This is a genomic window from Kitasatospora sp. NPDC058170, assembly GCF_042883905.1.
Classification (GTDB): Bacteria; Actinomycetota; Actinomycetes; order Streptomycetales; family Streptomycetaceae; genus Kitasatospora.
In genome coordinates, this window is the sequence record NZ_JBHVUV010000045.1 from 1 (window position 1) to 26,577 (window position 26,577).

Annotated in this window: 28 protein-coding genes; 15 read left to right on the plus strand and 13 right to left on the minus strand. The window is 74.1% G+C overall.

Annotated elements, in window-relative coordinates:
- Positions 1-95 (plus strand): acyl-CoA dehydrogenase family protein (locus ACFVVX_RS34715; RefSeq protein WP_350554586.1); only part of this gene is annotated, 95 nt, incomplete at its 5' end.
- Between the two features lie 74 nt (positions 96-169).
- On the opposite strand, the gene ACFVVX_RS34720 is transcribed toward ACFVVX_RS34715, so the two are convergent.
- The gene (locus tag ACFVVX_RS34720; RefSeq protein WP_387951684.1) at positions 170-1,048 is read right to left on the minus strand and encodes a LysR family transcriptional regulator; all 879 of its coding nucleotides are present in this window, start codon (positions 1,046-1,048) and stop codon (positions 170-172) included.
- Between the two features lie 123 nt (positions 1,049-1,171).
- Between ACFVVX_RS34720 and ACFVVX_RS34725 the strand changes: the two genes are divergently transcribed.
- The 3 genes from ACFVVX_RS34725 (at position 1,172) to ACFVVX_RS34735 (ending at position 4,062) form a co-directional block, all read left to right on the plus strand.
- Complete coding sequence (locus ACFVVX_RS34725) at positions 1,172-2,029, plus strand: oxidoreductase (protein ID WP_387951686.1); 858 nt, start codon at positions 1,172-1,174, stop codon at positions 2,027-2,029.
- A gap of 183 nt (positions 2,030-2,212) precedes the next feature.
- Entirely contained in the window at positions 2,213-3,436 is a 1,224-nt protein-coding gene (locus tag ACFVVX_RS34730) for a beta-ketoacyl-[acyl-carrier-protein] synthase family protein (RefSeq protein ID WP_387951688.1), read from the plus strand.
- A gap of 149 nt (positions 3,437-3,585) precedes the next feature.
- Positions 3,586-4,062 (plus strand): GNAT family N-acetyltransferase, encoded by a 477-nt coding sequence (locus tag ACFVVX_RS34735; protein ID WP_387951690.1) that lies wholly within the window; start codon positions 3,586-3,588, stop codon positions 4,060-4,062.
- A 15-nt stretch (positions 4,063-4,077) separates the two neighbouring features.
- Here the strand turns inward: ACFVVX_RS34735 and ACFVVX_RS34740 are convergent, their stop codons facing one another.
- From ACFVVX_RS34740 to ACFVVX_RS34750, 3 genes are all read right to left on the minus strand, one after another.
- Positions 4,078-4,287, minus strand: coding sequence for a DUF397 domain-containing protein (locus ACFVVX_RS34740; protein WP_387951692.1), 210 nt, complete (start codon positions 4,285-4,287; stop codon positions 4,078-4,080).
- Positions 4,288-4,368: 81 nt separating this feature from the next.
- Positions 4,369-4,977, minus strand: coding sequence for an NAD(P)H-dependent oxidoreductase (locus ACFVVX_RS34745; RefSeq protein ID WP_387951694.1), 609 nt, complete (start codon positions 4,975-4,977; stop codon positions 4,369-4,371).
- Positions 4,978-5,044: 67 nt separating this feature from the next.
- Entirely contained in the window at positions 5,045-5,440 is a 396-nt protein-coding gene (locus tag ACFVVX_RS34750; RefSeq protein ID WP_387951695.1) for a MerR family transcriptional regulator, read from the minus strand.
- A 215-nt stretch (positions 5,441-5,655) separates the two neighbouring features.
- Between ACFVVX_RS34750 and ACFVVX_RS34755 the strand changes: the two genes are divergently transcribed.
- Positions 5,656-6,726 carry an alkene reductase gene (locus tag ACFVVX_RS34755; RefSeq protein ID WP_387951757.1) on the plus strand — a complete coding sequence of 357 codons (1,071 nt, stop codon included), beginning with the start codon at positions 5,656-5,658 and terminating at the stop codon, positions 6,724-6,726.
- Here the strand turns inward: ACFVVX_RS34755 and ACFVVX_RS34760 are convergent.
- Both ACFVVX_RS34760 and ACFVVX_RS34765 read right to left on the minus strand, forming a co-directional pair.
- A complete protein-coding gene (locus ACFVVX_RS34760; protein ID WP_387951697.1) occupies positions 6,648-7,268 on the minus strand; it encodes a hypothetical protein in 621 nt (206 codons plus the stop codon). The two genes, ACFVVX_RS34755 and ACFVVX_RS34760, sit on opposite strands and share 79 nt — an antisense overlap.
- Positions 7,269-7,331: 63 nt before the next feature.
- On the minus strand, positions 7,332-8,708 hold the full coding sequence (locus ACFVVX_RS34765) for an LCP family protein (protein ID WP_387951699.1): 1,377 nt from the start codon (positions 8,706-8,708) through the stop codon (positions 7,332-7,334).
- Between the two features lie 267 nt (positions 8,709-8,975).
- Between ACFVVX_RS34765 and ACFVVX_RS34770 the strand changes: the two genes are divergently transcribed.
- The 4 genes from ACFVVX_RS34770 (at position 8,976) to ACFVVX_RS34785 (ending at position 13,431) form a co-directional block, all read left to right on the plus strand.
- Positions 8,976-9,053: a putative leader peptide gene (locus ACFVVX_RS34770; RefSeq protein ID WP_380237219.1), complete on the plus strand. Its 78-nt coding sequence runs from the start codon at positions 8,976-8,978 to the stop codon at positions 9,051-9,053.
- 133 nt (positions 9,054-9,186) lie between these two features.
- The gene (gene ssuE, locus ACFVVX_RS34775; RefSeq protein ID WP_387951701.1) at positions 9,187-9,741 is read left to right on the plus strand and encodes an NADPH-dependent FMN reductase; all 555 of its coding nucleotides are present in this window, start codon (positions 9,187-9,189) and stop codon (positions 9,739-9,741) included.
- Between the two features lie 314 nt (positions 9,742-10,055).
- Complete coding sequence (locus ACFVVX_RS34780; RefSeq protein ID WP_387951703.1) at positions 10,056-10,844, plus strand: ABC transporter ATP-binding protein; 789 nt, start codon at positions 10,056-10,058, stop codon at positions 10,842-10,844.
- A gap of 16 nt (positions 10,845-10,860) precedes the next feature.
- Positions 10,861-13,431 carry an FtsX-like permease family protein gene (locus tag ACFVVX_RS34785; RefSeq protein WP_387951705.1) on the plus strand — a complete coding sequence of 857 codons (2,571 nt, stop codon included), beginning with the start codon at positions 10,861-10,863 and terminating at the stop codon, positions 13,429-13,431.
- 139 nt (positions 13,432-13,570) lie between these two features.
- Here ACFVVX_RS34785 and ACFVVX_RS34790 read toward each other — a convergent pair whose 3' ends face one another.
- Entirely contained in the window at positions 13,571-15,082 is a 1,512-nt protein-coding gene (locus tag ACFVVX_RS34790; RefSeq protein WP_387951707.1) for an LCP family protein, read from the minus strand.
- 164 nt (positions 15,083-15,246) lie between these two features.
- Between ACFVVX_RS34790 and ACFVVX_RS34795 the strand changes: the two genes are divergently transcribed.
- Both ACFVVX_RS34795 and ACFVVX_RS34800 read left to right on the plus strand, forming a co-directional pair.
- The gene (locus tag ACFVVX_RS34795; protein ID WP_387951709.1) at positions 15,247-16,290 is read left to right on the plus strand and encodes a glycosyltransferase family 2 protein; all 1,044 of its coding nucleotides are present in this window, start codon (positions 15,247-15,249) and stop codon (positions 16,288-16,290) included.
- Between the two features lie 60 nt (positions 16,291-16,350).
- Positions 16,351-16,974 carry a DapH/DapD/GlmU-related protein gene (locus tag ACFVVX_RS34800; protein ID WP_387951710.1) on the plus strand — a complete coding sequence of 208 codons (624 nt, stop codon included), beginning with the start codon at positions 16,351-16,353 and terminating at the stop codon, positions 16,972-16,974.
- 55 nt (positions 16,975-17,029) lie between these two features.
- Here the strand turns inward: ACFVVX_RS34800 and ACFVVX_RS34805 are convergent, their stop codons facing one another.
- The 3 genes from ACFVVX_RS34805 to ACFVVX_RS34815 form a co-directional block, all read right to left on the minus strand.
- A complete protein-coding gene (locus ACFVVX_RS34805; RefSeq protein WP_387951712.1) occupies positions 17,030-18,664 on the minus strand; it encodes an LCP family protein in 1,635 nt (544 codons plus the stop codon).
- A 215-nt stretch (positions 18,665-18,879) separates the two neighbouring features.
- On the minus strand, positions 18,880-20,139 hold the full coding sequence (locus ACFVVX_RS34810) for an LCP family protein (RefSeq protein ID WP_387951714.1): 1,260 nt from the start codon (positions 20,137-20,139) through the stop codon (positions 18,880-18,882).
- A gap of 36 nt (positions 20,140-20,175) precedes the next feature.
- Positions 20,176-20,967 (minus strand): TIGR03089 family protein, encoded by a 792-nt coding sequence (locus tag ACFVVX_RS34815; protein WP_387951716.1) that lies wholly within the window; start codon positions 20,965-20,967, stop codon positions 20,176-20,178.
- 102 nt (positions 20,968-21,069) lie between these two features.
- On the opposite strand from ACFVVX_RS34815, the gene ACFVVX_RS34820 reads away from it, so the two are divergent.
- On the plus strand, positions 21,070-22,212 hold the full coding sequence (locus tag ACFVVX_RS34820) for a peptidoglycan recognition protein (RefSeq protein ID WP_387951717.1): 1,143 nt from the start codon (positions 21,070-21,072) through the stop codon (positions 22,210-22,212).
- Positions 22,213-22,254: 42 nt separating this feature from the next.
- Here ACFVVX_RS34820 and ACFVVX_RS34825 read toward each other — a convergent pair whose 3' ends face one another.
- Entirely contained in the window at positions 22,255-22,746 is a 492-nt protein-coding gene (locus ACFVVX_RS34825; protein ID WP_387951719.1) for an SgcJ/EcaC family oxidoreductase, read from the minus strand.
- 6 nt (positions 22,747-22,752) lie between these two features.
- On the opposite strand from ACFVVX_RS34825, the gene ACFVVX_RS34830 reads away from it, so the two are divergent.
- Genes ACFVVX_RS34830 through ACFVVX_RS34840 form a run of 3 tightly spaced genes read left to right on the plus strand, consistent with a single transcriptional unit; the run spans position 22,753 to position 24,303 of the window.
- Positions 22,753-23,718, plus strand: coding sequence for a DNA-3-methyladenine glycosylase family protein (locus ACFVVX_RS34830; RefSeq protein ID WP_387951721.1), 966 nt, complete (start codon positions 22,753-22,755; stop codon positions 23,716-23,718).
- A gap of 46 nt (positions 23,719-23,764) precedes the next feature.
- Positions 23,765-24,037 (plus strand): type II toxin-antitoxin system Phd/YefM family antitoxin, encoded by a 273-nt coding sequence (locus ACFVVX_RS34835; protein ID WP_387951723.1) that lies wholly within the window; start codon positions 23,765-23,767, stop codon positions 24,035-24,037.
- On the plus strand, positions 24,034-24,303 hold the full coding sequence (locus tag ACFVVX_RS34840; RefSeq protein WP_387951725.1) for a type II toxin-antitoxin system RelE/ParE family toxin: 270 nt from the start codon (positions 24,034-24,036) through the stop codon (positions 24,301-24,303). The genes ACFVVX_RS34835 and ACFVVX_RS34840 overlap by 4 nt, the downstream gene beginning before the upstream one ends.
- Before the next feature lie 3 nt (positions 24,304-24,306).
- Here ACFVVX_RS34840 and ACFVVX_RS34845 read toward each other — a convergent pair whose 3' ends face one another.
- Together ACFVVX_RS34845 and cofD are read right to left on the minus strand one after the other, a co-directional pair.
- Positions 24,307-25,605 carry a coenzyme F420-0:L-glutamate ligase gene (locus ACFVVX_RS34845; RefSeq protein ID WP_387951727.1) on the minus strand — a complete coding sequence of 433 codons (1,299 nt, stop codon included), beginning with the start codon at positions 25,603-25,605 and terminating at the stop codon, positions 24,307-24,309.
- Entirely contained in the window at positions 25,602-26,561 is a 960-nt protein-coding gene (gene cofD, locus ACFVVX_RS34850) for a 2-phospho-L-lactate transferase (protein WP_387951729.1), read from the minus strand. Before cofD ends, ACFVVX_RS34845 begins: the two co-directional genes overlap by 4 nt.
- Positions 26,562-26,577: the final 16 nt, after the last annotated feature.

Here is a 26,577-nt window from a genome sequence, read left to right on the forward strand (position 1 = left end):
CGTTGGAGCGGATGATGCGGGACGCGAAGATCACGCAGATCTACGAGGGCACCAACCAGATCCAGCGGATCGTGATGGCCCGCAACCTGCCGTAGCCCGCTCGCGGTACACCGCAGCACCCGGCCCCCGGCCCCCGACCACCGCGCGTGGCCGGGGGCCGGTCGCGTGGTCAGGAGGCGAGTTCGCGGACGACGGCGGCGAAGCCGTGGGTCAGCGGGTTGGTGGTGCCCTCGGGCCAGGCGAGGGCGACCCGCAGCGGCTCGACGTCGGTGAGCGGCACCCAGACGAGGTCGGGGCGGGCGTAGTAGCGGGCCATGCTGGCGGGGGCGAAGCAGATCGCGGCGCCCTGGGCGACCTGTTCGAGCATCTCCTCGACGTTGTCGTTGGTCGGCCCCCAGCGCGGGGTGGAGCCGTCCGGGCGCGGGTTCACCGCCCACCAGTCGACCCAGGCGCGCGGTGCGCGCTCGGTCCACATCAGCGGCTCGTCGTTGACCTCCAGGACGGAGATGCCCTCCCGCCCGGCGAGCCGGTGGCCGATCGGGAGGCCGGTGATCCGGGGTTCGCTGTGGACGGTCTCGGCGTGCAGGCCGGTGAGGTCGGCCGGCAGCCAGACGAAGGCCACGTCCACCCGGCCGTCGCGCAGCGCGTCCGCCTCCTGCCCCCAGTCGAAGCGCTTGGGCTCGACCCGGACGCCGGGGCGGCGGCGGGCGAACTCGGCCCGCGCCCGGGTGGTCAACTCGCCCGCGCCGCTGGCCTCGAAGCCCACCCGCAGCACGCCGCTCTCACCGCGCCGGTGCCGGTCGGCGGCCGCCGTGATCCGTTCCGCCTGGATCACCGTGCGGCGGGCCTCGGCGACCACGTCGAGCCCCGCCGGGGTCGCGCTCACCCCGCCGGAGTGGCGGTCGAAGAGCCGCAGGCCGAGCTCGGCCTCCAGGTTCCGCAGGGCGTAGGAGAGGGAGGGCTGGCTCACGTACAGGCGGGCGGCGGCGCGGCCGAGATTGCCCTCGTCGGCGATGGCGATGAGGTAGTGCAGCTGACGCAGCTCCATCCGGTGATCATAAGTCGTCTCTATCGAGCGGCCGAAGCTTTGTCTTGGACGTCCCAGGGGCTGGACTGACATAAAAGTGATCGTCAACTTCGCACCACCACAGGCACTTGGCAGGAGAGCCCGATGACCACCCCCACGAAGAACCCCGCCGGCCGGGTCTGGCTGATCACCGGCGCCAACTCCGGTTTCGGCCAGGCGATCGCCCAGGCGGCGATCGCGGCCGGCGACACCGTGGTGGCGGCCGCCCGCCGCCCCGAGACGCTGGACGCGCTGGTCGCCGCCCACCCCGACCGGGTCGTCCCGGTGCGCCTGGACGTCACCGACCCGGCCCGGATCGCCGCCGTGGTGGCCGACACCCTGCTCTGGTACGGGCGGATCGACGTCCTGGTGAACAACGCCGGGCGCGGCCTGATCGGCGCCGTCGAGGAGTACACCGACCGCGAGCTGCGCGACCTGATGGAGCTGCACTTCTTCGGCCCGGCCGCGCTCACCCGCGCGGTGCTGCCGCACATGCGGGCCCAGGGCTCGGGTGCGGTCGTCCAGATGAGCAGCATGGGCGGCCGCTTCTCCTTCCCCGGGGTGGGCGCCTACTCGGCCACCAAGTTCGCGCTGGAGGGGCTGTCCGAGGCCCTCGCCCAGGAGGTCGCCGGGTTCGGCGTCAAGGTGCTGATCGTCGAGCCCGGCTCCTTCCGGACCGGGTTCGCCGGGGCCGACGCCCTCGCCCAGGCGACGGTGATCCCCGCGTACGAGCCGGTCGTCGGCCACGTCCGCAGCGGCTTGCCGGACAGTGACGGCAAGCAGGCCGGCGACCCGGTCAAGGCGGCCGCCGCGATCCTGGCCGCCCTGGACGCCGAGCACACCCCGCTGCGGCTGGCGCTCGGCAACGACGCCGTCGACGGGGTCTTCGGCACCCTGGACAACGCCCTCAAGGAGGCCCGGGAGTGGGAGTCGGTGAGCCGCGGCACCGACTTCGACGCCTAGCGGAACGGCCGAAGCGGCCGGCGAAGCGGCTATGGGAACCCTCCAAAACCGCGCCGGTCGAATCGGTTGGTCTGCGCACCTGATTGCCCATCACCCCCCTGGCAGAGTGGCAGCTAGGCCGATTGCTCCCCGTGTTCATCTGGGCGGGGGGTTGTATCTCCACGACAATCTGGGGGTTCCTCGATGAGTGATGACACCAACCGCGCAGTGGTCACCGGCCTCGGCGCGACCACACCGCTCGGCGGGGACGTCGCGTCGACCTGGGCCGGGATGCTGGCCGGGGAGTCGGGCATCCGCGCGATCGAGGAGGACTGGGCGGCCGGCCTGCCGGTGCGGATCGCCGGACGCCTGAAGGTCGAGCCGTCCGAGGTGCTGGACCGGGTGCAGGCCCGGCGGCTGGACCGCTGCGAGCAGGTGGCCCTGATCGCCGCCCGGCAGGCCTGGGCCGATGCGGGGGCACCCGAGGTCGACCCGGAACGGCTGGCCGTGGTGATCGGCACCGGCACCGGCGGTGCGCTCACCATGCTGGGGCAGGACGACGTGCTGGAGACGTCCGGGGTGCGCAAGGTGTCGCCGCACACCGTGCCGATGCTGATGGCGAACGGCCCGGCCGCCTGGGTCAGCATCGAGCTGGGCGCGCGGGCCGGTGCGCACACACCGGTGAGCGCCTGCGCGTCCGGAGCCGAGGCCATCGCCATGGGCCTGGACCTGATCCGCCTCGGCCGGGCCGACGTGGTGGTGGCGGGCGGCGCCGAGGCGTGTGTCCACCCGCTGCCGCTGGCCGGGTTCGCCCAGGCCAGGGCCCACTCCACGCGCAACGACGAGCCCGGGCGGGCGTCCCGTCCGTTCGACGTCGACCGGGACGGCTTCGTGATCGGCGAGGGCTCGGTGGTCGTCGTCCTGGAACGGGTGGGCTTCGCCGCGGCCCGGGCCGCCCGGGTGCACGCCACCCTCGCGGGCGCGGCGGTCACCTCGGACGCCCACCACATCACCGGGGCCTCGGCCGAGGGCCAGGTGCGGGCGATGCGGCGGGCGGTGGGCGAGGCCGGGCTGGCTCCGCGGGACATCGCGCACGTCCACGCGCACGCCACCTCGACCCAGCTGGGCGACCTGGTCGAGGCGGAGTCGGTCGCCGAGGCGATCGGCCTGCACCCGGCCGTCACCGCGACCAAGTCGATGACCGGCCACCTGTTCGGCGCGGCCGGTGCGATCGGCGCCCTCGCCGCGATCCTGGCGCTGCGCGACGGGGTCGTCCCGGCCACCCGGAACCTCGACACCCTCGACCCGGCCGTCCGCCTGGACGTGGTGACCGGTGCCCCGCGCCGGGGCGTCCTCACCGCCGCGCTCACCAACTCCTTCGGCTTCGGCGGCCACAACGCCTCGCTGGTCTTCACCCCGGCACCCTGAGCCGGCCGCCCTGTCGCCGGGCTGCCCTGCCGCCCTGTCGCCGGGCCGCCCGGCTGCCCTGCCGTCGGGCCGGCGCCGTACGGCCCCGGCGGCAGGGCGGCCCCGAAAACCGGGGGACGCCCCCGGCCGCCGTGGCTAGGGTGACCAGCATGTCTACGTCTCTGCGCCTGGAACCGATCACGCCCGCCAACGTCGACGCCGCGCTGGCGCTGAGGGTGCGTCCGGACCAGGAGGGCCTGGTGTCGCCGGTGGTGAAGTCGCTGGCCGAGGCCTACGCGTACGGCGACACCGCCTGGCCCCGGCTGCTGCTCGACGGGGAGGAGCCGGTCGGGTTCGTGATGGCGTTCTTCGACATCCGCTTCCACCCCGACCAGCCGGGCGACCGCCCACGCTCCGGCCTCTGGCGCCTCAACATCTCCGCCGACGCCCAGACCCGCGGCTACGGCCGGTTCGCGGTCGAGCAGGTCTGCGAGGAGGTCCGCCGGCGCGGCGGCACCCGGGTGACGGTCACCTTCGTCCCCGGCGACCACGGCCCCGCCGGGTTCTACGAGCGCCTGGGCTTCCGCCTCACCGGCGAGCTCAGCGGCGACCAGGTCGTGGCCGAGCGCGAGCTCGCGGCGGGCTGACCGCCCGGCCCCCGGTCAGATCAGGTGGTCGAACTCGCCGGCCTTCACACCCAGCAGGAAGGCGCGCAGCTTCGCCTTGCTGGTGGTGACGACGGTGTCCGGGGCGTCCGACTCGCGCAGGTGGACCAGCTCGCCGTCGGAGGTGATCTCCAGGGCGGGCGGCTCCTCGCCGGGGCCGCTGGAGCTCTTCGGCCATACGGGCTGCGGGCGTTCGTCACTCGGCATGGGGGCAGGCTACCCGCCCCCGGCCGGTCCGACGCGCGGTGCGGCCCACGGGCCCGCCGGCTCCCGGGCCCGCCCCGGGGCTCAGTCGAGCAGTGCGGCCGCCTCCTGGCGGGCCTGGCGCAGCCACTGCGCGCGGGTGGCGTCGGCCGAGTCCGTCACCGTGCGCAGGACGAGCCGGCGGATGTCGCTCACCCCCACGTACGGCAGGACGCAGGCCGCCCAGATGCGCTGCAGCGGATCGCCGAACTCCTCGCGCTCGCGTTCCTCCGGGGTGTCGGAGGTGTTCAGCACCAGCGCCCGGCCGGCCCGCAGCAGCCCGGCCGGTTCGCCGTCCGCCGTGCCCAGCTTGTAGGCCACGCCCGGGGCGAGCACCCGCTGCACCCAGCCGGTCAGCACGGCGGGCGGCATGCCCCACCAGTTCGGGTGGACGAACACCAGGGCGTCCAGCGTGGTCACCTCGGCCCGGTGCAGCGCCAGTTGGGGATCGTCGGCGTCGGCGGCGGCCACGACCGTCCCGGTCTCCCCGGCGGTCAGCACCGGCTGGAACCCCTCGGCGCACAGGTCGTGCGCCAGCACCTCGCAGTCGCGTCCGCGCAGCTCGTCCACCACGGCCTCGAACAGCGCGTGGTTGAAGCTGCCCGGCCCCGGGTGCGCCAGGTAGACCCCGACCCGCGCCACTGTCCCGCCCATGTCCCGTTCCCCCCTTGCGACTCGGTCCGAGGGCGATGCTAGGCCATGCCCGGGAGAGCCCGGGGCCCTACAGCGCCCGGTGCTCCTCGACGGGGGTCAGCCGGGCCCGGCCCGAGGCCGTCTCGATCACCTCGTCCAGGACGTCCCGTGACCGGATCAGGTCGGAGATCATCCGGTCGATCCGCTCGCGTTCGCCGGTGAGCTCGGAGACCAGTCGCGGGGTGGCGAGTTCGGAGGGTCCGCCGTCCGAGTCCCGCATGCAGGGCAGGATTTCGGCGATCTTCCTGCTGTGCAGCCCGGCGGCGAACAGCTCCTGGATGAGGACGACCCGGTCGACGGCGGCCTGGGGGTAGTCGCGGTGGCCGCCGAGGGTGCGATCGGCGGCCAGCAGCCCCTGCTTCTCGTAGTACCGCAGCGAGCGCTCGCTCACGCCGGTCTGCCGGGCCAGTTCACCGATCCGCATGTCCCCCACCTCGACGTTCCCGGAAAGCACTTGAACCTGACACCGATGTTAGCTTCTACGGTTCCGGCATGACGCAGACGACGAAGAAGACCCCGCAGAAGACCCAGCAGAAGACCCCGCAGCAGGCCCCGAAGAGCACGGCGGAGGGCTCGCCCCTGTTCCAGCCCGCCCGGCTCGGCGCCCTGGAGCTGCCCAACCGCCTGGTGATGGCCCCGATGACCCGCACCCGCGCGGCCGCGGACGGCGTGCCGCAGCCGATCATGGCCACCTACTACGCGCAGCGCGCCTCGGCCGGACTGATCATCGCCGAGGCGGCCACGCCGAACGCCGTCGGGCGGACCTACGTCAACATCCCCGGGATCCACACCGACCGGCACGTCGCCGGCTGGCGGACGGTGACCGGGGCCGTCCGCGAGGCCGGCGGGCGGATGTTCCTCCAGCTCCAGCACGGCGGCCGGATCGGCCACCCGGACAACAGCGGCGGACTGCACCCGGTCGCGCCCTCGCCGGTGCCGCTGCCGGACACCGTGCACACCGCGAGCGGGCACCAGGACGCGGTGGTGCCACGGGAGATGACGGTCGAGGAGATCCGGTCCACGGTGGCCGACTTCGCGGCCGCCGCCCGCAACGCGGTGGCCGCGGGCTTCGCCGGCGTGGAGGTGCACGCGGCCAACGGGTACCTGCTGCACCAGTTCATCGCCCGGGGGACGAACCTGCGCACCGACGGCTACGGCGGCTCGGTGGAGGGCCGCATCCGCTTCACGGTCGAGGTGGTCCGGGCGGTGGCGGCGGCGGTCGGCCCCGAGCGGGTGGGCGTGCGGATCTCGCCCGGGGTCACCGCCAACGGCATCGAGGAGGGCGACACCGAGGCCGTCTACCGCGCGCTGGTACCGGAGTTGGCGGGGGAGGGGCTCGCCTACCTGCACGTGGTCTTCGCCGATCCGGAGCAGCCGGTGTTCCGGCGGATCCGCCGGGACTGGCCGGGCACCCTGATCGCCAACCCGGTCCTCGGCTGGGGCGGGCCGCTCCCGGAGGACGGCGGCCGCTCCGCCGGCGAGCGCCTGCTCGCGGCGGGCGCGGACCTGATCTCCTTCGGCCGGGGCTTCCTGGCCAACCCCGACCTGGTCGAGCGGCTGCGCACCGGTGCGCCGCTCAACCCGGTGCGCGGCAACCTGATGTACGCGGGCGGTGCGGAGGGCTACACCGACTACCCGGCGCTGGCCGCCGGAGCCGCCGAGCCGGCCGAAGCCGGTGCGGCGGCGCCCGTCCCGGCATCCCGTGCCTGACGGTCCGCGGCTCCCCGACCCGGCCCCGCCGCCCGCTGCCCCGCCGCCCGCTGCCCCTCCGCCCGCTGTTCCTCCGCCCGCTGGCCCTCCGGCGCGTCCCGTGCGGCGCCCGCGCGCATCCCCACCCTGCGGGCCGGGATGCCGGCCCAGATCTCGCCGGGGCCGGTGGAGCGGGTGAGGACGGCGTTGGCTCCGACGATCGTCCCGGCGCCCACGGTCAGCACGCCCTCCTTGCAGACCACCTTGGCGCCCGCGCAGAGCACCGCGCCGTCCTCCACCACCACCCGCCGCATCGCGCTGCGCTCCTGCGGCACCCAGGGGTCGGCCCGGCCGATCGTCACGCCGTTGTAGAGCGTGACGTCTGCGCCGAGCGTGGTGTACGGGTGCAGGACCGTGCCGAAGCCCCGGTGGAACACCGTCAGCCCCGGCCCGATCTCGGCCGCCGCCGGGACCTCCATCCCGTAGAGCGCGAGCGCCTCCTGGACCAGGCGGCCCAGGAGGCGGTGGCGGCGGCGGTAGACGAGTGCGGTGACGAGAGACATCCACCCATTGTGTCGGCCGTGTCACGGCGCGTCACGCGACGCGAGGGCCGCCCGGCGTCCGGACTACTTGGTGTCGGGGACGGCCGTGTCGTTCTTGAAGGCCTCGAAGACCTGCTTGGCCTTGGCGGAGTCCCACTTCACCGCGGACTCGCCGGTGTTGGTCTTGAAGTCGGGGTTGGAGATCGGGACGGTGATGCTCCTGCCGCCGCCGCCGTTGACGTCCTTCATGGCGAGGAAGAGCGAGCCGAGGTCGGTCAGGCCGGCGTCGTCGTCGACGATCAGGGTGCCGAGCCCGGAGTCCACCAGCGGGTAGAAGGTGAACGGGTTGAGCACCGTGGCCGGCGAGGCGGCCTGCTTGGCCAGGGCGCCGAGGAACTTCTGCTGGTTGCGCATCCGGCCGAGGTCCTGGTCGGCCATCTGGTGGCGCTGGCGGACGAAGGCGAGGGCCTGGGTGCCGGAGAGGGTCTGGCAGCCGGCCTTGAGGTCCAGGCCGGAGTCCGGGTCCTTGACGGCCTGGTCGATGCACATGTCCACGCCGCCCACCGAGTCGACGATGCCGACGAACCCGGCGAAGCCGATCTCGGCGTAGTGGTCGATGCGCAGGCCGGTGTTCAGCTCGACGGTCTGGGTGAGCAGCTTGCCGCCGCCCGCCGCGAAGGCGGAGTTGATCTTCGAGGTGGTGGCCTTGACGGTCTTCCCGTTCTCGCCCGGGTGCTCGGGGATCGGCACCCAGGAGTCACGCGGGATGCTCATCAGGGTGTTCCCGTTGTCCCCGACGTGCAGGACCATCATCGAGTCGCTGCGCTTGCCGCCCGCGTGGCCGGTGTGCAGGTCCTCCTCCTGGCTGTCGGAGAGGCCGTTGCGGCTGTCGGAGCCGACGATCAGCCAGTTGGTGCCCTTCCCGGCGGCCGGGCGGCCGGGGTAGTCGACCAGCACGTTCTCGTGGTTGAGCTTGGAGTCGGCCCAGAACCAGGTGGAGACGCCGGTGACCATCATCGCGATCAGCAGGCCGAACACCGTCCACTTGACGATCCGGCGCCGCGGCCAGCGCGAGGGCCGGGCGGCCGAGGGCGGCTGGGTGCCACCCGGGGCTATCGGTCCGCCGGGCGTGCCGGGGCCGCCGGGTGCGCCCGGGCGCGCGCCGGGCGCACCGGGGCCCTGCGGAGGCACCGAGGGGCGGGCCGGCTGCCCGTACGCCGGGGGCTGCCCGTAGCCCGGGGCCGGCTGCTGCGCCGGCGGGCGCTGCTGCTGCGACGGCGGCTGGGGCTGGCGCGGCACCGGGGCCCCCGGTCCGCGCGGGCTCAGCGAGGCCGGCAGGGGCGGTTCGGCCGCCGTACCGCCCCCGCCGTGCCCGTACGCGCCGCCGCCACCGCCGTTGGCGCCGCTGCCGCCGTACGGGTTCCCGCCGCCGCCCGGGCGGCCCTCCTGCCACGTGTTCATGTGGGAGAGGATGCCCGACGCAGGGTGTGGTGACTCCCCCCGGGGCCCCTGCCAGGCTGCTTGTAGCAGTTTTGATGCACGTACCGGATCGTCCCGCCGCAAGTTCGCCGGACCGCGCACGCTCCGTCCCGGCGGCCGGTCCGGACGGCCCGCCCCCGGCCCGCCCCCGGCCTTCGCCGCAGCCCGTCCCGAGGCCTGTCCAGGCCTTTGTTCACCAGCCGGACCGAACCTTGACCGGCCTCAACGCTGCGTGTTTGCATGAACGCCATGGATCAGCGAAGGACTCTCACGCGTCGGCGGCACGTCGACCTCCAGCGTGTGTCCTGTTCGCTCTGTCGCGGCTGAAGCGCGCCCGGCGCACCCTCCTCCAGCTCCGCCCCTCCCGCCGCCTCCCGCGCGGCGTCCTCACGGTTCCCCCAGCGCCGTGCCCGCTCCCTGCCCGGAGCCGTTCCCGCTTCCAGCCCCAGAGGTGAACTCCATGGCCACCGTCCTGTCCGTTTCCGGCTCGCCGTCCGCTACCTCCCGCACCACCCGCCTGCTGCGCCACGTCGACGCCCAGCTCGAGGCGCTCGGCCACCACGTGGTCCCGTTCGAGGCGCGCAGCCTGCCCGCGCACGCGCTGCTCTCGGCGGACTTCGACCACCCCGAGATAGTCGCCGCCCTGGAGCTGTTCGCCCGGGCCGACGGCGTGGTGATCGGCACCCCGGTGTACAAGGCGGCCTACTCGGGCCTGCTGAAGACGCTCCTCGACGTGCTGCCGCAGTACGCCCTGACCGGCAAGGCCGTGCTGCCGCTGGCCACCGGCGGCTCCACCGCCCACGTCCTCGCGGTGGACTACGCGCTGCGCCCGGTGCTCAGCTCGATGGGGGCCGGGCACATCACCCAGGGCTGGTTCGTGCTCGACCGGCACATCACCGTCCGCGAGGACGGCACCACCGTGATCGAGCGCGAGACGGACGTGCTGCTCACCCCCGTCGTGGAGGCCTTCGCGACGGCCCTGGACCGGCTCGCCGCACCGGCCTTCGCGAGCTGACGGTCCGTCAGGACCCGTCCCGTACGGGCGGACCCTGAGGAGGGTGGCGGCTACCCCTAGGGGGAGGGGTGCCGCTCCCCGTACATCTCCGGTTGGGCGGCTTCATACCGGCGGATGACGAGTGATTCGCCCGCCGCTCCTAACGTGGTTCACATCCCCGCCCGTGCGGACCGGGCCCCTGCGAAGGGGAGGCCGGTACCCCTGGTGGGTGGGGCTGACACCCGGTCGGGAACTACCGCTTGCACCATGTCCACGGACGGGTGCGCTCGACCAGGCTGGGGTCAACGGGCGGGCCCACTTCTGAGGAGAATCCAGTGACGACGGCAGCAGCAGCCGTGTACGACCCCCAGCTTCCCGGCGGCATCGCCGCCGTCGCCGCCTCGGCCCGCCAGGTGACCAAGGCCTACGGCACCGGCGAGACCCGGGTCACCGCGCTGGACGCGGTGGACGTCGACATCCAGCGCGGCCGGTTCACCGCGATCATGGGCCCCTCGGGCTCCGGCAAGTCGACCCTGATGCACTGCCTGGCCGGCCTGGACACCGTCACCGAGGGGCGGATCTGGATCGGCGAGACCGAGATCACCGGGCTGAAGGACAAGCAGCTGACCAAGCTGCGCCGGGACAAGATCGGCTTCATCTTCCAGGCCTTCAACCTGCTCCCGACGCTGAACGCGCTGGAGAACATCACGCTTCCGATGGACATCGCCGGCCGCAAGCCGGACACCGCCTGGCTGGACCAGGTCGTGGAGACGGTCGGCCTCGCGGGCCGCCTCAAGCACCGCCCGACGCAGCTCTCCGGCGGTCAGCAGCAGCGTGTCGCGGTGGCCCGGGCGCTGGCCGCCCGCCCCGAGATCATCTTCGGCGACGAGCCCACCGGCAACCTCGACTCCCGGGCCGGCGCCGAGGTGCTGACCTTCCTGCGCCGCTCGGTGGACGAGCTCGGCCAGACCATCGTCATGGTCACCCACGACCCGGTCGCGGCCGGCTACGCGGACCGCGTGCTGTTCCTCGCCGACGGCGTGCTGGTCGACGAGATGCACGCCCCCACCGCCGACTCCGTCCTCGAACGCATGCGCCGTTTCGACGGCAAGCGCACCAGCTGAGCGGGGATTCGCAACCATGCTGCTCAAGACGTCACTGAGAAGCTTCTTCGCCCACAAGGGGCGGATGCTGCTCTCCCTGCTCGCGGTCGTCCTGTCGGTCGCGTTCGTGTCCGGCACCCTGGTGTTCTCCAACACCGCCACCAGCACCTTCGACCGGCTGTTCGCCTCGACCGCCTCCGACATCGCCGTCCAGCCCGCCAAGTCCGGCCTCGACGGCGAGGAGGACGCCCCCCGCGGCATCACCGCCACCGTGCCGGTCGACACCGTGCAGCGGATCTCCGCGACGCCGGGCGTGAAGACCGCCGTCGGCCAGGTGTCCACCCAGGACTCCACCCTGGTGAACCCCGCCACCAACAAGGCGATCGGCCCGACCAGCGGTGCCCCCACCGTGACCGGCAACTGGACGGAGACCCCGCGCAACCCGGTGGAGATCACCTCCGGGCACGTGCCGCAGGGCGCCGACCAGATCGTCCTCGACGCGGACACCGCCAAGAAGGCCGGCCTCGGCCTGGGCGCCAAGGTGCGGGTGATCGCCGGCAGCGCCAAGTACGACTTCACCATCGCCGGTATCGCCACCTTCAAGACCACCAACCCGGGCGCGGCGCTGGCCTTCCTGGACACGGCCACCGCCCAGCGGGTGCTGCTCGGCAAGGCCGCCTACACCTCGGTCGAGGTGTTCGGCGACGGCAGCCGCACCGACGACCAGCTGAAGGCCGACGCCCTCGGCTCGCTCGGCGCCGGCTACCAGGTGAAGACCGCGGCCGAGCAGAAGGAGGAGAACAACAAGGACGTCGGCTCCTTCCTCGGCTTCATGAAGAACGCGATGCTCGGCTTCGCGCTGATCTCCGCCCTGGTCGGCGGCTTCCTGATCATCAACACCTTCTCGATGCTGGTCGCCCAGCGCACCCGGGAGATCGGCCTGCTGCGCGCCATCGGCGGCAGTCGCAAGCAGGTGAACCGCTCGGTGCTGGTGGAGGCGCTGATCCTCGGCGTCCTCGGCTCGACCCTCGGCCTCGGCGCCGGTCTCGGCCTGGCCACCGGCCTGATCCAGCTGATGAAGGCCGTCGGCATGAACCTCAGCGCCGCCGACCTGCAGATCACCGCGGACGTGCCGATCGCCGGCTACGGCCTCGGCATAGCGGTCACCCTGCTGGCGGCCTGGTTCCCGGCCCGCCGGGCCAGCCGGATCGCCCCGATGGCGGCCCTGCGCGACCACGGCACCCCGGCCGACAGCCGCTCCAACGCCGTGCGGACCGTGATCGGCCTGGTGCTGACCGCGGGCGGCGGCGGCCTGCTGGTCCTGGCGGCCAAGGCCGACAAGGCCGCGACCGGCGGCCAGTACCTGGGCCTGGGCGTGCTGCTCACCCTGATCGGCTTCGTCGTCCTCGGCCCGCTGCTGGCCACCAGCGTGGTCCGGGTGCTCGGCGCGCTGCTGCCCGCCCTGTTCGGCCCGTCGGGCAAGCTCGCCCAGCGCAACGCGATGCGCAACCCGCGTCGTACGGGGGCCACCGCCGGTGCGCTGATGATCGGACTGGCCCTGGTGATCGGCGCCTCGGTCTTCACCTCGTCGGTGATCAAGTCCACCAATGCACAGATCGACAAGTCGGTCGGCGCGGACTACATCATCTCCGGCGGCCGTACCGGCCTCGCCCCGGAGATGGTCAAGGCCGCCGAGAACACGCCCGGCATCGACCACGTCACCGGCCAGAAGTACCTGCCGGCCGTCCTCACCACCCCGGACGGCAAGACCGCCAAGGAGGGCATCTCCGCGGTCTCGCCGACCTTCACGGCCGACTTCACGATGCCGGTCCAGTCCGGCAGCCCGGACTCGCTCAACCAGGGCGCGATCGTGGTCGGCCAGGACTTCGCCAGGGACCACGGCCTGCGGATCGGCGACCGGATCGGCGTCGACTACGGCAAGGGCCGCACCCAGTCCCTGCCGGTCGGGATGATCCTGACGAAGGGCAACTCGCTCTTCGACGGCAACTACTTCATCGGCGTGGACACCCTCGGCAAGGCCGTCCCGGTCGCCGACCAGGGGGCCGACGCGGTCGTCTTCGGCAAGGCCAGGGCCGGGGCGGACGTCGCGAAGACGCTCGCCGCGCTGGAGGAGTCCTTCAAGGAGTACCCGCAGGTCACCGTCCGGGACCAGGCCGGTTACAAGGACCTCGTCCAGGAGCAGGTCAACACCCTGCTCTACATCATCTACGGCATGCTCGGCCTGGCGATCGTGGTCGCGGTGCTCGGCGTCGTCAACACCCTGGCGCTGTCCGTGGTCGAGCGGACCCGCGAGATCGGGCTGCTCCGGGCGATCGGGCTGTCCCGCCGCCAGCTGCGCCGGATGATCCGGCTGGAGTCCGTGGTCATCGCCCTGTTCGGCGCCATCCTCGGCACCGGGCTCGGCCTCGCCTGGGGCATCACCGGGCAGCAGGTACTCAAGGACCAGGGGCTGGAGACGCTGGCCGTCCCGACCGGCACGATCGTCGCCACGCTGATCGCCTCGGTGGTCATCGGGCTGCTCGCGGCCCTCGTCCCGGCCTTCCGGGCGGGCCGGATGAACGTCCTCGCCGCGATCGCGACGGACTGACCCACAAGCCGGGGGGGCTCACCGGGGGGACGGGGGCCGCAGGGGCCGGGCGCGCATCAGCGTCCGGCCCCCGCGGTGTCCCCGGGCTCCGGCCGCCGGGGCGGACCAGGGGCGGACCGGGGCGGACCCGGGGGCGGACTCAGGGGCAGATGATGGCGGAGGCCTTCTCCGCCGCCGGGCCGGCGCTCGCCGCGGCGGCCGGGGTGCCCGCGGCGGCACCCGGCCCGGGCGGCGGCGGGGCCGGGGTCGGGACCAGGACGGGAGACGGAACGGGGGAGGGGCCGGGGGAGGCCCGGTAGTCCCCGCCCGCGTACACCTGGAGGGTGGGCCCGAGGCCCGGGACGGCCGTCAGCTCGGCGCCCGGCAGGGCGGCCGCCAGCGTCCGGGCCGACTCGTCCCAGCGCGGGTCGTACCGGACGGTGGTCCGCGCCCCCGCCGTCCCGGCCGGGGCGTTGGAGGGCGCGCCGGTGGTGGCGAAGCCGGCCCGCCGCAGGTCGCCGTCGACCCGGGCGCCGAGCCCGGGCACCCCGGCCGCGTTGAACACCTGGACGTGCACCTGCTCCGGCCCGACCCCGGGCGCGGTACCCGCCACCGCCGCCGAAGGCGGGGCGACCGGGGCCGTCGCGGTGTCCCCCAGCGGGCGCCCGGACCGGACCGCCTCGAACAGGGCCTTCGCCCCGGCCTGGTCCCAGAGCACCGTCGACCCCCACCCGCTGACCGGGTGGTCGAGCTCGGCGAGCGGCACGGTCGCGAAGTCCGCCCGGCCCGCCGAGAGGTCCTTCATCCGGCTCGCCAGGGTGATCAGGTCGTCCGCCGTGAGGCCCTTGTCGGCCTTGACCGAGCCGAGCACGCTGTCGGTGACCCGGGCCAGCCGGACCGGGTTGAGCAGGGTGCCGCCGCTCGTCACCTGGTGCAGCAGCTGGGCGACGAACTTCTGCTGCCGGTGCATCCGCCCGAGGTCGGAGCTGGCGTCCACGTGCCGGGCGCGGACGTACTTGAGCGCCCCGGCCCCGTCCAGGGTGCTGGTGCCGGCCGGCAGGTCGAGGCCGGAGTACTCGTCCCTCAGCGGCCTGGTGGTGCACACCCGCACCCCGCCGACGGCGTCCACGGCGGAGACGAACCCGGCGAAGTTCACCTGGAGGTAGTGGTCGATCCGCAGTCCGGTGTTCTGCTCCACGGTGGCGACGGCGAGCTGCGGGCCGCCCATCCCGTACGCGGCGTTGATCTTGCCCTTGGCCGCCGGCACCTCCTTGCGGGTGACCGGGTCGCGGTGGGCCGGGATGTCCACATAGGAGTCGCGCGGAATGCTGATCACACTGGCCCGGGCGCCGTCCCCGGCGAGCTGGACGATCATCATGGTGTCGGTGCAGTGGCAGGACTCGCCCCCGGCGTGCAGCACGTCCTTGAGGGTCTTCTCCGGGATCCCGTCGCGCTCGTCGGTGCCGACCACCAGAAAGGTGGTGGAGCCGTCGTCGGCCGGCCGGGCCCCGTCACCGCTGAAGGCATCGACCCGGTCGATCGAGCCGAGGCCGTGGAACACCGCCCAGCCGCCGCAGGAGGTGGCGAGGACGGCGAAGGCGATGCCGGAGGCCAGCCTGCGGGGCCAGACACGGCGGCGCCCGGGAAGGCCGGGGAGGGGGGAGACGGGCATCTCTCGGATGGTAGGGGCGCCTCGCGCCGGGCCGAGTGAGGGCGCGCCGGGCCCGGGGGGTACGGTGGCCGTGATCGATGAAACGTTCCTCCGGTGAAGGGTGTGCGGAGGTACCCGAACCGGGACAAGACGGCGACCCGCTCACACCGGTACGGTTGGCCCCGATGAACACCAAGGCTGCTGAGGAGCTGCCGGCGGTCTCCGTGATCATGCCGGTGCTCAACGAGGAACGACACCTGCGCACGGCAGTCCGGCACATCCTGGAACAGGACTACGCCGGGCCGATGGAGGTGGTGATCGCCCTCGGTCCGTCCACCGACCGCACCGCGCAGATCGCCGCCGAGCTGGCCGCCGAGGACCCGCGGGTGCGGACCGTGGAGAACCCCACCGGTCGCACCCCGGCCGGGCTGAACGCCGCGATCCGGGGCTCCAGTCACCCGATAGTGGTGCGCGTCGACGGCCACGGCCTGTTGACCCCGGGGTACATCACCACCGCGGTCCGGCTGCTCGGTCAGATGGACGCCGCCAACGTCGGCGGCATCATGCACGCCGAGGGCGAGAACGACTGGGAGAACGCGGTCGCCGCCGCGATGACCTCCAAGATCGGTGTCGGCAACGCGGCCTTCCACACCGGCGGCCTGGCCGGCCCGGCGGACACCGTCTACCTCGGGGTGTTCCGGCGGGAGGTGCTGGAGAAGCTCGGCGGCTACAACGAGGAGTTCGTCCGCGCCCAGGACTGGGAGCTCAACTACCGCATCCGGCAGGACGGCGGCCTGGTCTGGTTCACCCCGCAGCTGCGCGTCACCTACCGGCCCCGGCCGAACGTGCGCGCGCTGGCGAAGCAGTACAAGGACTACGGCCGCTGGCGCCGGGTGGTCACCCGCTACCACCGCGGCTCGGTCAACCTCCGCTACCTCGCCCCGCCGGCCGCCTTCCTGGGCGTGCTGCTCGGCCTGGTGCTGGGCGCCGCCGTCCACCCGGCCTTCCTCGCCCTGCCGGCCGCCTACCTGCTCGGCATCGCCGGCGGTGCGCTGGTCGAGGGCCGGGGCCTGCCGCTCAGGGCGAAGGCCCTGCTGCCGGTGGCCTTCGCGACCATGCACCTCAGCTGGGGCTTCGGCTTCCTCACCTCGCCGCGCTCGCTGGCCCGCAAGGTGATCGGCAGCCGCGCGTCGTCCGCCACCAACGTGGTCGCCGCCGAGACGACCTGATCCGGCCGGCTCCCCCGACCCGCCCCCCGGCCCCACCGCCCGCCGCTATCGTCGGTCGCCATGGGGACGGTTGAGGGCGGGTCGGGCCCGGGCGCCCGGATCGAGCCGACGGCGGACGTGGACCCGCGGGCGGTGCTCGGCGCCGGGACGACGGTCTGGCACCTGGCCCAGGTGCGCGAGGACGCGGTGGTCGGCACCGACTGCATCATCGGGCGCGGCGCCTACGTCGGCCCCGGCGTGCGGATCGGCGACCGGGTCAAGCTGCAGAACCACGCGCTGGTGTACGAGCCCGCGGTGGTCGAGGACGGCGTCTTCGTCGGTCCGGCGGCGGTGCTGACCAACGACCTCTACCCGCGCGCGGTGGACGTCGACGGCCGGCTGAAGCGCGGCGAGGACTGGCACGCCCGCGGGGTGACGCTCCGCCACGGCTGCTCGGTCGGCGCCCGCGCCGTCCTGGTCGCCGGGGTCACGGTCGGCCGCTGGGCCCTGGTCGCCGCCGGGGCCGTGGTCCACCGCGACGTCCCGGACTTCGCCCTGGTGGCCGGCGTCCCGGCCCGCCGGATCAAGTGGGTCGGCCGGGCCGGCGAGCCGCTGGAGCCCGCCGGCCCGGCCCGCTGGCGCTGCCCCCGCACCGGTGAGGAGTACCTGGAGACGGACGGCATGCTGGCCCCCGCCACCCGGTGAACGCGCTCCCCGGCCCGGCCGGCGACCAGGGCAGCCGGCACCGGCCCCGGCGGGCCTACTTGGCGCAGATGTCGGTGTCGTCCGCCTGGACCCGCTGGAGGTCCTTGGGGGCCTCGGTCGGGGCGGCGGAGGGGGTGGCCAGGACGTCCTTGCCGAGGACCAGGACCAGGGCGTCCCTGGCGCCGGCCTTCGGGTCCTCCCTGACCGCCTCGGCCGGCAGGCCGAGGGCGGTGGCCAGGGCGGACGCCTGCTCGGCGTGCCCGGCGGGGTAGGAGACCGAGGTGGTCGCCGTGGCGGCCGCGTTGGCGGCGGTGGCGGCCCTGCCGAAGCCCTTCGCCTGGAGCCGGTCGACGGCCTGCTGCGCCTGCCCGGGCGTCCCGCTGCCGTTGCGGACCGTCACCCGGACGTCCTTGGCGTCCACGGTGGGCGCGGCGGCGGTCGGGGAGGGCGCGGGCGCCGGAGCGGCGGCGCCGTCCGGCGCGGCGGGAGCGGGGGTGGCCGGTGCGGCCGGTGCGGCGGTCTCGGTGAGCGAGCGGTCGGTGGCGACCATCGAGAACAGCTGGCCGGCGTCCGGCTGCTTGAGCACCAGCCGGTTCTCGTCCTTGGGGTCGTCCAGCACCGGCACGGTGGCGAAGGTGATGTTCCTGGTGTCGACCCCGCTGACGTCCAGCGCCAGGTCCTTCAGCCTGTCGACGCTGCCGATCCCGGAGTCCACGGTGAGCGCCTTGGTGGCGGCGTCCGCGAGCTTCCACAGCTTGGTCGGGCTGGTCAGGGTGTCACCGCTCTTGACCGTGCGGATCATCGAGCTGATGAACTGCTGCTGGAGCGGGATGCGGGTGAGGTCGCCGCCCAGGCCGACGGCGTGCCGGGTGCGGACGAAGGCCAGCGCCTCGTCGCCCTGCACCACGTGCCGGCCCCGGCTCATCTTCAGGTGCGAGTCCGGGTCGTTGATGTCCTTGGCCGCGCACACCTCGACCCCGCCGACGGCGGTGGAGAGCGTCTTCACGGCATCGAAGTTGACCATCACGAAGTGGTCGACCCGAATGCCCGTCATCTTCTCGACGGTCTTCCAGCTGCAGCCGGGATCGCGGCCGTCCTGGCCGAGACTGGTGTTGAACATCGCGCGCGCCGAACCGGGGATCTTCTTGCCGGCGGTCTCGCATTCGGGAATCGGGACCATCAGGTCGCGCGGAATGCTCATCACCGTCGCGTTGCTGCGGTCCTTGGCGATGTGGAACAGCAGGGTGGTGTCGGCGTGCCCGGTGCTGCCCTCGTCGCCGTACTCGCGGCCCAGGCCCTCGCGGCTGTCGGTGCCGAGCACCAGGATGTTCAGCGCGTCGCCGGCCGCCTTGGGCCGCTCCTCCTCGCTGCCCAGCTGCACCTTGACGGCGGTGATGTTGTTGTTGAAGTGCTGGTACACGTAGTACGCGCCGCCGCAGCCGGCCACCAGCACCATCGCGCCGACGCCCGCCGTCCACTTCAGCACCCGCCGGCGGCGGCCGCGTCTGGCGGCGCCCGCCCTGCGCTGGGCGGCCCGGCCGCCCGGGGCGCGCTCCGCGGCGGGGGCCGGGTCGGGCGCGGCGCGGCGCTGCACCGGGATCCCCGGCGCGGGGTCGAGCCGGTACTGCCCGGTGTCCGGGTCCAGCACCCACTGGTCGGCGGGGTCGACCTCCTGCCTGTCCTGCTGCACGGGTGTTCCCTCCCTCCGACCGGTCCACGGTTCGGTGCGCGCGTTCCGCGCACCGACCCGGACACACTAGACGAGCCGGATGAGGGAATTGTTCCGGATGTGATCTCCGCCATGTTCCGGGAGGGCGAATTCGGCAGGTAAAGCGCTCCCTGGGAATTTCCCCGGAAAGCCCAGGAAGATCGTGGTCTTACACAAAAGAGTGACGCCGGACGGCGTCAATGCGCGGCGCAGCTGTCCACGTCGGCGGTGCGGCCCTCGAAGCCGGTCGGCGAGGCGTCGGCGGTCGGCGACGCGCCGCCGGCCCGGTCCGAACCGGCGGTGGGGGCCGCGGAGCCCGGGCCCGCGGAGGGGCTCGGAGCGGAGCCCGGGGAGGATCCCGGCGGGCGGACGGTGATCGGCCGGTCGTCGCGCAGTGCGGTGAACAGCTGCGTGGTCTGCGGCTGCACGAACTCGTCCCGGTCCGAGTCGAAGCGGTACGGCCGCCGGGGCGCGGTGAGGAAGACCACATCGGTGGAGGGGATGCCGCGCAGGTCCTGGGTGAGGTCGTAGAGCGCGCCCAGCGAGGAGAGTCCGCCGTCCGCCTGGATCGAGGAGGTCGCCGCGTCCAGGACCGGCCAGAGCCGGGCGGGGTTCAGCAGCACGCCCTGCGACTGCACCTTGCGGATCAGTGCGGCCAGGAACTGCTGCTGACGGCCCATCCGCTGGGTGTCGCTGCCGTCGCCCAGGCTCTCCCGGGCCCGGACGTAGCCGAGCGCCTGCTCGCCGTGCAGGGTCTGCCGCCCGGCCGGCAGGTCCAGCTTGGCGTCCTTGTCGTGGATCGCCTGCGGCACGCACACCTCGACCCCGCCGACGGCGTCCACCATGGACTTGAAGCCGGTGAAGTCGACGATCACGTAGTGGTCGATCCGGATCCCGCTGAGCTGTTCGACGGCGCGGATCGAGCAGGCCGCCCCGCCGGTCTCGAAGGCCCAGTTGAACTGCATCAGCCCGGGTCTGGTCCGGGTGCCGTCGGGCTTCTCGCAGGCGGGGACGGTGACCATCACGTCGCGCGGGATGGAGACCGCCGTCGCGTGCCTGCGATCGGCCGCCAGGTGCAGCAGGATCGTGGTGTCCGAGCGCTGGCCGCCGGCCTCCCCGTACGAGGCGTTGGCGCCGGTCCGGTCGTCGCTGCCGATCAGCAGGATGTTCTCGGCGCCCTTGGCCCCGGCGGTCCGGCTGGGCCGTTCGGCCTCCAGCTGGGCCAGCATCCGGTCGGTGGCCGAGTCGGTCCGGATGTTGCCGTCCAGCTTGCGGTAGGCGATCCAGAGCAGCGCGCCGCAGGCGACCAGCAGAAAGGCGAGGGCGCCGGCGGTGATCATCAGCCACCGCCGGCGCCTGCGCCTGCGTCCGGGTGCGGTCGAGGGGGTCCCGGTGGGGGAGTCCTCACCGGGAGGGGGGTCGTCGGTCGGGGGGTGCTCGATGTCGTCCTCGGCCATGGCAGGCATCCCTACCCGCCGGGCCGTGCGCGGCGGTTACCCGAGGCGCAGTGTCACCCGTTCGGATTCGGTCCGCTTCTCCCACTGCTCGTCGCTCAGGCCCTGGGAGTTGCGGCAGAGCACCACCGAGGCGCCGGCCGCCAGCGGTGCCAGCAGCCCGGCCTCCAGGCCCGCCCAGTCGTCGAACGAGAGGGTGGAGAGCACGCGGTCGCCGGGCCCCAGGCCGAGCCGGACGGAGCCCTCCCGGGCCAGCGCGACGGTCTGTTCGCCGGTCAGCTTCAGCGGGAGCCCGTCCACGACGGTCTCCAGCGCGGGCGCGTCCGGGGTGACGGGGGAGTACGGCGCGAAGCGGTCGCCCTGGCCGGGCACCTCGGCGGCGTAGTCGAGGAAGCCGTCCGGGCGCTGCGGGAAGCGGCCGCCGAGCGGGCGCAGGGCGAGGGCCACCCGCTCGCCCTCGCAGGCCTGGGCGGCCGCCAGGCCGTCCGGGCCGCTGACCACCAGGTCGGCGGTGGCGGGCTCGCCCGCGGGCACCGCCGCGACCCCGACCGACCAGCAGGCCAGCAGCCAGACGGCGCTCTGCCAGTGGGCGGGAAGCAGCAGGGCGGCCCGGTCGCCGGGGCCGGCGTTCAGCTCGTCCTGGAGCAGGTTGGCGGTCTTGGCCACCCAGTTGTCGAAGGTCCTGGCGGAGAGCTCGACCCGTTCGCCGGTCGCGTCGTCGTAGAAGGTGACCAGTGGGGCCGCAGGGTCGACTGAGGGAGTGCCACCTCGCAGGAATGCGTGCAGCAGCTCGACGGGGGTCCGGGCATCGGCAGCGAAAGGCGCAGTCATGGTGCGCCCCAGCCTACGGCCTACCGGGTGGCGATCGGGAGGGGTGTCGGCCGGGTGCGGGCGGCGTGGCGGTGGTGTCCTTTTGCGGTGAACATCCCTTGTATGCGTATCTCTTTCCCGGCCGTCCTCGTCGCCGGCTGTACCGCCGCCCTGCTCCTCCAGCCCGCCGCCACCGGTGTCGCGGCCGAACCCGGGCCGCAGCGGCGCGTCTCGGCCGGCGGCGGCTCGGTGACGTCCCTTCCGCTGACCGACGGACGCGGCCTCGCGCCGCGCAGCACCCGGCCGTTCGAGCTGCTCGGGGCCGTCTGGGACGATCCGGAGCGCACGCTCGCGGGCGGCTCGGTACGGGTGCGCACCCGCAGCGCCGTCACCGGGGCGTGGAGCGGCTGGCACGAGCTGGAGGCGGACGGCAAGGACGGCCCGGACGCCCGCGACGGCCGGGACGGCCCGGCCGGGGGCACGGCGCACGGGGCGACGGCCCCGCTGTGGACCGGGCCGAGCGACGGGGTGGCGGTCGAGGTCGTGGCGGGCCCCGGCGGCCTGCCCGAGGGGCTGCGGGTCGAACTCGTCGACCCGGGCCAGGGCGCCGCCGCGCCGTCCGCCACCAGGGTGCTGCCGGCCGAGCCGCCGCAGGGGCACCCGGCCCCGCGCCCCGGCATCGTCACCCGGGCCGGCTGGGGCGCCGACGAGAGCCTGCGCGACCAGGACTTCGTCTACACCGGACCGGTCCGCGAGGTCTTCGTCCACCACACCGCGACCGCCACCGCGTACACCTGCGCCGACGCGCCCCGGGTGATCAGGGCGATCTACCAGTACCACGTTCAGAGCAGCGGCTGGCGGGACATCGGCTACAACTTCCTGGTCGACCCCTGCGGCACGGTCTACGAGGGCCGGGCCGGCGGGGTCGACCAGCCGGTGTTCGGGGCGCACACCCTCGGCTTCAACACCGACTCGTCCGGCGTCGCGGCGATCGGCACCTTCGTCACCGAGCCCCCGCCGCAGGAGCTGGTGGACGGGATCGCCCGGATCGCCGCGTGGAAGCTCGGGCTCACCGACCAGGACGCGGCCGGCCACACCCGGCTGGTCTCCTCCTCCGACGCCAGCCGGTACCCGAAGGGCACCGAGGTCTCCTTCGACACCGTCTCCGGGCACCGGGACGCCTTCAACACCGAGTGCCCCGGCACGGCGCTCTACGGCCGGCTCGGCGACATCCGCGCGGCGGCGGCGCTCCTCCAGGGGCGCTGACCCCGTACCGCGCGGCCGTACGGGCCCGGGCGTACCGCGCGGCTACCCGGGCCCCGGCCCGCGGCCGATCAGGGCGCGCAGTTCGGCCGTGAGCGCCCGGGCGAGGTCCGGGCGCAGGTCGTAGCGGGCCGGGGTGTTCTGCAGCAGCGCGATCCGCCAGCCCGCCCCGGCGTTGACGGCGATCACGGTGTGCAGGGCGTTGAGCGCCGGGTCGAGGTCCTCGCGGTCGTCCGGCACCAGGCCGGCGACGGCGTCCAGCTGCGCCACCCCCGGCCCGAGCCGCCGCACCCGGCGGACCCTGGCCACGTACTCGGGGGTGACGTGGTCGGCGAAGACCCGGCCCAGCTCGGCGGCGATCACCGACCGGCCGCTGTGCCGCGTCCCGTCGAACCCGATCACCTCCCCTTCCTCGGCGAACGGCCCGGCGAAGCCCGAGCCGTCCCGCAGGTTCCAGCCGTCCAGCGCCCGGTGGTAGAGCGCGCGGACGGCGCTCTCGTCCCCGGAGGACAGCTCCGGCAGCCGCGTATCGTTCATATCCCCATGGTCGGTGAAGGCGGTGGCGGCGGCAGGCGGAGGAGGTGCGGGGCGGTGACGGGCGAGGCGGTTCGGCGCTGGCGGCCGGGGTTCGCGCTGGACGCGGCCCGCACCCTGCTGCCGCTGCGGCGGGGCCCCGCCGACCCGGCGTACCGGACCACCGGCGACGGCGCGGTGTGGCGCGCCTCCCGCACTCCGGCCGGGATCGGCACGCTGCGGGTCCTGGCCCGCCCGGCCGAGGGCGAGCTGGAGGCGCGGGCCTGGGGCCCGGGCGCCGACTGGCTGCTGGAACGGCTGCCGGCGCTGCTCGGCGCGCAGGACGACCCGGCGGGCCTGGTCCTGCCGCCCGGTCCGCTGCGGGACGCCCAGCGGCGGACGGCCGGGGTCCGGCTGGGCCGCACCGGGCTGGTGCTGGAGTCCCTGGTGCCCGCGATCCTGGAGCAGAAGGTCACCACCGCCGAGGCCTACCGCGCCTGGCGCACCCTGCTGCGCGACTTCGGCACCCCGGCCCCCGGCCCCGCCGAGGGCATGCGGGTGGCGCCCTCGGCCCGGGAGTGGGCGCTCGTCCCCAGCTGGGAGTGGCACCGCGCCGGGGTGGACCCGAAGCGCTCGGCCACCGTGCAGCGCGCCGTACGGCTGGCACCCCGGCTGGAGGAGGCCTCCGGGCTGGGGCACACCGAGGCCTTCGCCCGGCTCACCGCGGTGCCCGGCATCGGCGTCTGGACGGCGGCCGAGACCCTGCAGCGCAGCAACGGCGACCCGGACGCCGTCTCGGTCGGCGACTACCACCTGCCGAACCTCGTCGGCTGGGCGCTGGCGGGCCGCCCGCGCAGCGACGACGCCCAGATGCTCGCCCTGCTGGAGCCCTACCGCCCGCACCGCCACCGGCTCTGCCGCCTCCTGGCGGCGACCGGCGCCCACGCCCCGCGCTACGGCCCCCGCCTGTCCCCCGCGGACCACCGGGGCCGGTGAGGGAAGGGGTATCGGCGGTGTACACATTCAGGTGTACGCTCGGTGTATGGCTGATTCGCTGAGCATCCGTGAAGCCCGAGCCCACCTCGCCGACGTCGTCACCAAGGCCGAGGCAGGAGAGATCACCGTCATCACCCGCAAGGGGGAGCGAGTGGGTGCGGTGGTCCCGATCGAGATCCTTGACGCGATAGAGGAAGCCGCAGACGAGCTGGCTGCCAGAGAAGCCGAGCAGCACCGTGGCGATCCGACCGTCAGCATGGCCGAGCTGTTGGCCGACCTGTTCGACTCGCCGCCAGGGTCGGCCGGGAGCGCCGCGTGAAGTACGCCTTCCGCTTCACCACCCACGCCCAGCGCCAGTTGCGGGGGGTCGGCCCGGTCGAGGCGCTGAGAATCCTCACTGCGCTCACCGAGCTTGGTCATGACCCGTTCGCCGACGGCCCGAACGTGAAGAAGTTGGCCGGGCGCGACGGCCTCTACCGGCTGCGAGTCGGCGACTATCGCGTGGTCTACGAGGTGCGGGGCGACGTGATGGTCATCCTGGTGGTCAACGTCGGCAACCGTCGTGACGTGTACCGCCGGTACTGACGGCTACCGCACCTCGATGAAGGCGTCCGCGGAGCGCTCGGGGCGCTCGCGGGGCGGTTCGGCGGGGCGGCCGACGGCGACGGCGCCCATCGGGTCCCAGCCCGCGGGGAGGTCGAGGGCGTCGCGGACGGTGTCGCGGCAGAACATGGTGGAGGAGACCCAGGCGGAGCCGTAGCCCTCGCCGGTGAGGGCGACCAGCAGGTTCTGCACGGCGGCGCCGAGGGCGACGGTGAACATCTCCCGCTCGGCGACGGTGCGTCGCTCGTCGGGGTAGCTGTGGGAGCCGTCCATCACCAGGCAGGGCACCACCAGCGCGGGGGCGTCGCGCAGGACCTGGCCGCGGGCGGTGCGGCGGGCGATCCGCTGCTCGTCCCAGCCGTCGAGCTCGCGCAGGTCGTGCTGCCAGGCGGCGAGCATCGCGTCCAGCAGCCGGGTGCGCGCCCCGGGGCTCTCCAGCAGGACGAAGCGCCAGGGCGTGGTGTGGTGCGGGGCGGGCGCGGTGACGGCGGCGGCGACCGCCCGGCGGACGGCGCCCGGGTCCACCGGCTCGGCGGTGAAGGCGCGGACGGTGCGCCGCAGGGTGACGGCGCGGCGCAGTGCCTCGGAGGCGCCGAGGCGGAACATGTCGTCGGCGGCCGGGCGGATCAGCGGCCGGGTGCCGTCGCCGTCCTCGGTGGTGACCAGGTGGGCCAGGCCCCGGACGACGGCGACCGGCGTGCCGGTGGCCTTGCCCTTCACCAGGTCGGCGGCGGCGGCGAGTTCGTCGGCGGTGGCGGTGACGGTCATCGCCAGCTCGTTGCCGTGGCTGTCGGTGCGGCCCCGGTGGTCGTCCAGGACGGGCAGACCGGCGGCGCCGATCGCGACGTCGGTGAGGCCGTTGCGCCAGGGCCGGCCGAAGGTGTCGGTGATGACGACGGCGAGCCGGCGCCCGGTGAGCCGCTGGAGGCGGGCGCGCAGCGCGCGGGCGGAGGCGTCCGGGTCCTCGGGCAGCAGCAGGACGGTGCCGGGGGCGGTGTTGGAGGCGTCCACCCCGGCAGCGGCCATCACCAGCCCGTTGCGGTTCTCGACGATCCGGATCGGGCCGCGCCGGGCGACCACCCGGACGGTCTCGGCGTCGATCGCGGCCTCGCGGTCGGCGGCGTGCAGCAGCCGGCCCTCGGCCTTGCTGACGATCTTCGAGGTGACCAGCAGGATGTCGCCGTCCTCGTACGCGCCGGCCTTGGCGATCAGCTCGCCGAGGTCGGCGCCGGCCTCGATCTCCGGCAGGCCCTCGACGGCCAGGACGTGCAGCGCGGGCTTCACGCCCGTACCTGCTCGGCGAGCGCCAGCGCGGCCCGGGCCATCTCGGCGGTGGCCGCGACGTCCGTCATCAGCAGCGGGACGGCCCGGCAGGCGATCCCGCCGGCCTCGACGGCGGCCACCGAGGCCTCGTCGGCGGTGTCCACCAGCCAGCCGTCCAGGAGTTCGGAGCCGTAGTCCAGTGCGACCGCGTCCGCGGTGGCCTCGACGCCGACGGCGGCCAGCACCTTGTCGGCCATGCCCCGGACCGGCGCCCCGCCGATGATCGGGGAGAGCCCGACCACGGGTGCGGGGGCGGCGGCCACGGCGGCCCGCAGGCCCGGGACGGCGAGGATGGTGCCGATCGAGACCACCGGGTTCGACGGTGGGAAGAGGATCACGTCGGCGGCGGCGATCGCCTCCAGGACGCCGGGCGCGGGCTTGGCGGTGTCCGCGCCGACCGGGATGATCGCCTCGGCGTCGACGGCGGCGTGCAGCCTGACCCAGTACTCCTGGAAGTGGACCGCGCGGGTGCCGTCCCCGTCGGTGATCCGGACGTGGGTCTCGATCCGGTCGTCGCTCATCGGCAGCAGCCGCACGCCCGGCTGCCACCGCACGCAGAGCGCCTCGGTGACCTGGCTGAGGGAGTACCCGGCGGCGAGCATCTGGCTGCGGACGAGGTGGGTGGCGAAGTCGCGGTCGCCGAGCCCGAACCACTCGGGCCCGACGCCGTACTCCTTCATCTCGGCCTTGATCGACCAGGTCTCGTCGGTCCGGCCCCAGCCCTGTTCCTCGTTGATGCCGCCGCCGAGGGTGTACATCACGGTGTCGAGGTCGGGGCAGACCTTCAGCCCGTAGAGGTGGATGTCGTCGCCGGTGTTGCCGATGACGGTGATCTCGTCCTGCGGGCCGACGGCCTCCTTCAGTCCGCGCAGGAAGCGCGCTCCGCCGATTCCGCCTGCCAGTGCCACGATGCGCATGCGCTCATCCTGCCAC

Coding starts and splice junctions, on each gene's coding strand:
- ACFVVX_RS34720 (WP_387951684.1), bottom strand. CDS start 1,048: ATGGAGCTGCGTCAGCTGCACTACCTCATCGCCATCGCCGACGAGGGC.
- ACFVVX_RS34725 (WP_387951686.1), top strand. CDS start 1,172: ATGACCACCCCCACGAAGAACCCCGCCGGCCGGGTCTGGCTGATCACC.
- ACFVVX_RS34730 (WP_387951688.1), top strand. CDS start 2,213: ATGAGTGATGACACCAACCGCGCAGTGGTCACCGGCCTCGGCGCGACC.
- ACFVVX_RS34735 (WP_387951690.1), top strand. CDS start 3,586: ATGTCTACGTCTCTGCGCCTGGAACCGATCACGCCCGCCAACGTCGAC.
- ACFVVX_RS34740 (WP_387951692.1), bottom strand. CDS start 4,287: ATGCCGAGTGACGAACGCCCGCAGCCCGTATGGCCGAAGAGCTCCAGC.
- ACFVVX_RS34745 (WP_387951694.1), bottom strand. CDS start 4,977: ATGGGCGGGACAGTGGCGCGGGTCGGGGTCTACCTGGCGCACCCGGGG.
- ACFVVX_RS34750 (WP_387951695.1), bottom strand. CDS start 5,440: ATGCGGATCGGTGAACTGGCCCGGCAGACCGGCGTGAGCGAGCGCTCG.
- ACFVVX_RS34755 (WP_387951757.1), top strand. CDS start 5,656: ATGACCCGCACCCGCGCGGCCGCGGACGGCGTGCCGCAGCCGATCATG.
- ACFVVX_RS34760 (WP_387951697.1), bottom strand. CDS start 7,268: ATGTCTCTCGTCACCGCACTCGTCTACCGCCGCCGCCACCGCCTCCTG.
- ACFVVX_RS34765 (WP_387951699.1), bottom strand. CDS start 8,708: ATGAACACGTGGCAGGAGGGCCGCCCGGGCGGCGGCGGGAACCCGTAC.
- ACFVVX_RS34770 (WP_380237219.1), top strand. CDS start 8,976: ATGGATCAGCGAAGGACTCTCACGCGTCGGCGGCACGTCGACCTCCAG.
- ssuE (WP_387951701.1), top strand. CDS start 9,187: ATGGCCACCGTCCTGTCCGTTTCCGGCTCGCCGTCCGCTACCTCCCGC.
- ACFVVX_RS34785 (WP_387951705.1), top strand. CDS start 10,861: ATGCTGCTCAAGACGTCACTGAGAAGCTTCTTCGCCCACAAGGGGCGG.
- ACFVVX_RS34790 (WP_387951707.1), bottom strand. CDS start 15,082: ATGCCCGTCTCCCCCCTCCCCGGCCTTCCCGGGCGCCGCCGTGTCTGG.
- ACFVVX_RS34795 (WP_387951709.1), top strand. CDS start 15,247: ATGAACACCAAGGCTGCTGAGGAGCTGCCGGCGGTCTCCGTGATCATG.
- ACFVVX_RS34800 (WP_387951710.1), top strand. CDS start 16,351: ATGGGGACGGTTGAGGGCGGGTCGGGCCCGGGCGCCCGGATCGAGCCG.
- ACFVVX_RS34810 (WP_387951714.1), bottom strand. CDS start 20,139: ATGGCCGAGGACGACATCGAGCACCCCCCGACCGACGACCCCCCTCCC.
- ACFVVX_RS34815 (WP_387951716.1), bottom strand. CDS start 20,967: ATGACTGCGCCTTTCGCTGCCGATGCCCGGACCCCCGTCGAGCTGCTG.
- ACFVVX_RS34820 (WP_387951717.1), top strand. CDS start 21,070: ATGCGTATCTCTTTCCCGGCCGTCCTCGTCGCCGGCTGTACCGCCGCC.
- ACFVVX_RS34825 (WP_387951719.1), bottom strand. CDS start 22,746: ATGAACGATACGCGGCTGCCGGAGCTGTCCTCCGGGGACGAGAGCGCC.
- ACFVVX_RS34830 (WP_387951721.1), top strand. CDS start 22,753: ATGGTCGGTGAAGGCGGTGGCGGCGGCAGGCGGAGGAGGTGCGGGGCG.
- ACFVVX_RS34835 (WP_387951723.1), top strand. CDS start 23,765: ATGGCTGATTCGCTGAGCATCCGTGAAGCCCGAGCCCACCTCGCCGAC.
- cofD (WP_387951729.1), bottom strand. CDS start 26,561: ATGCGCATCGTGGCACTGGCAGGCGGAATCGGCGGAGCGCGCTTCCTG.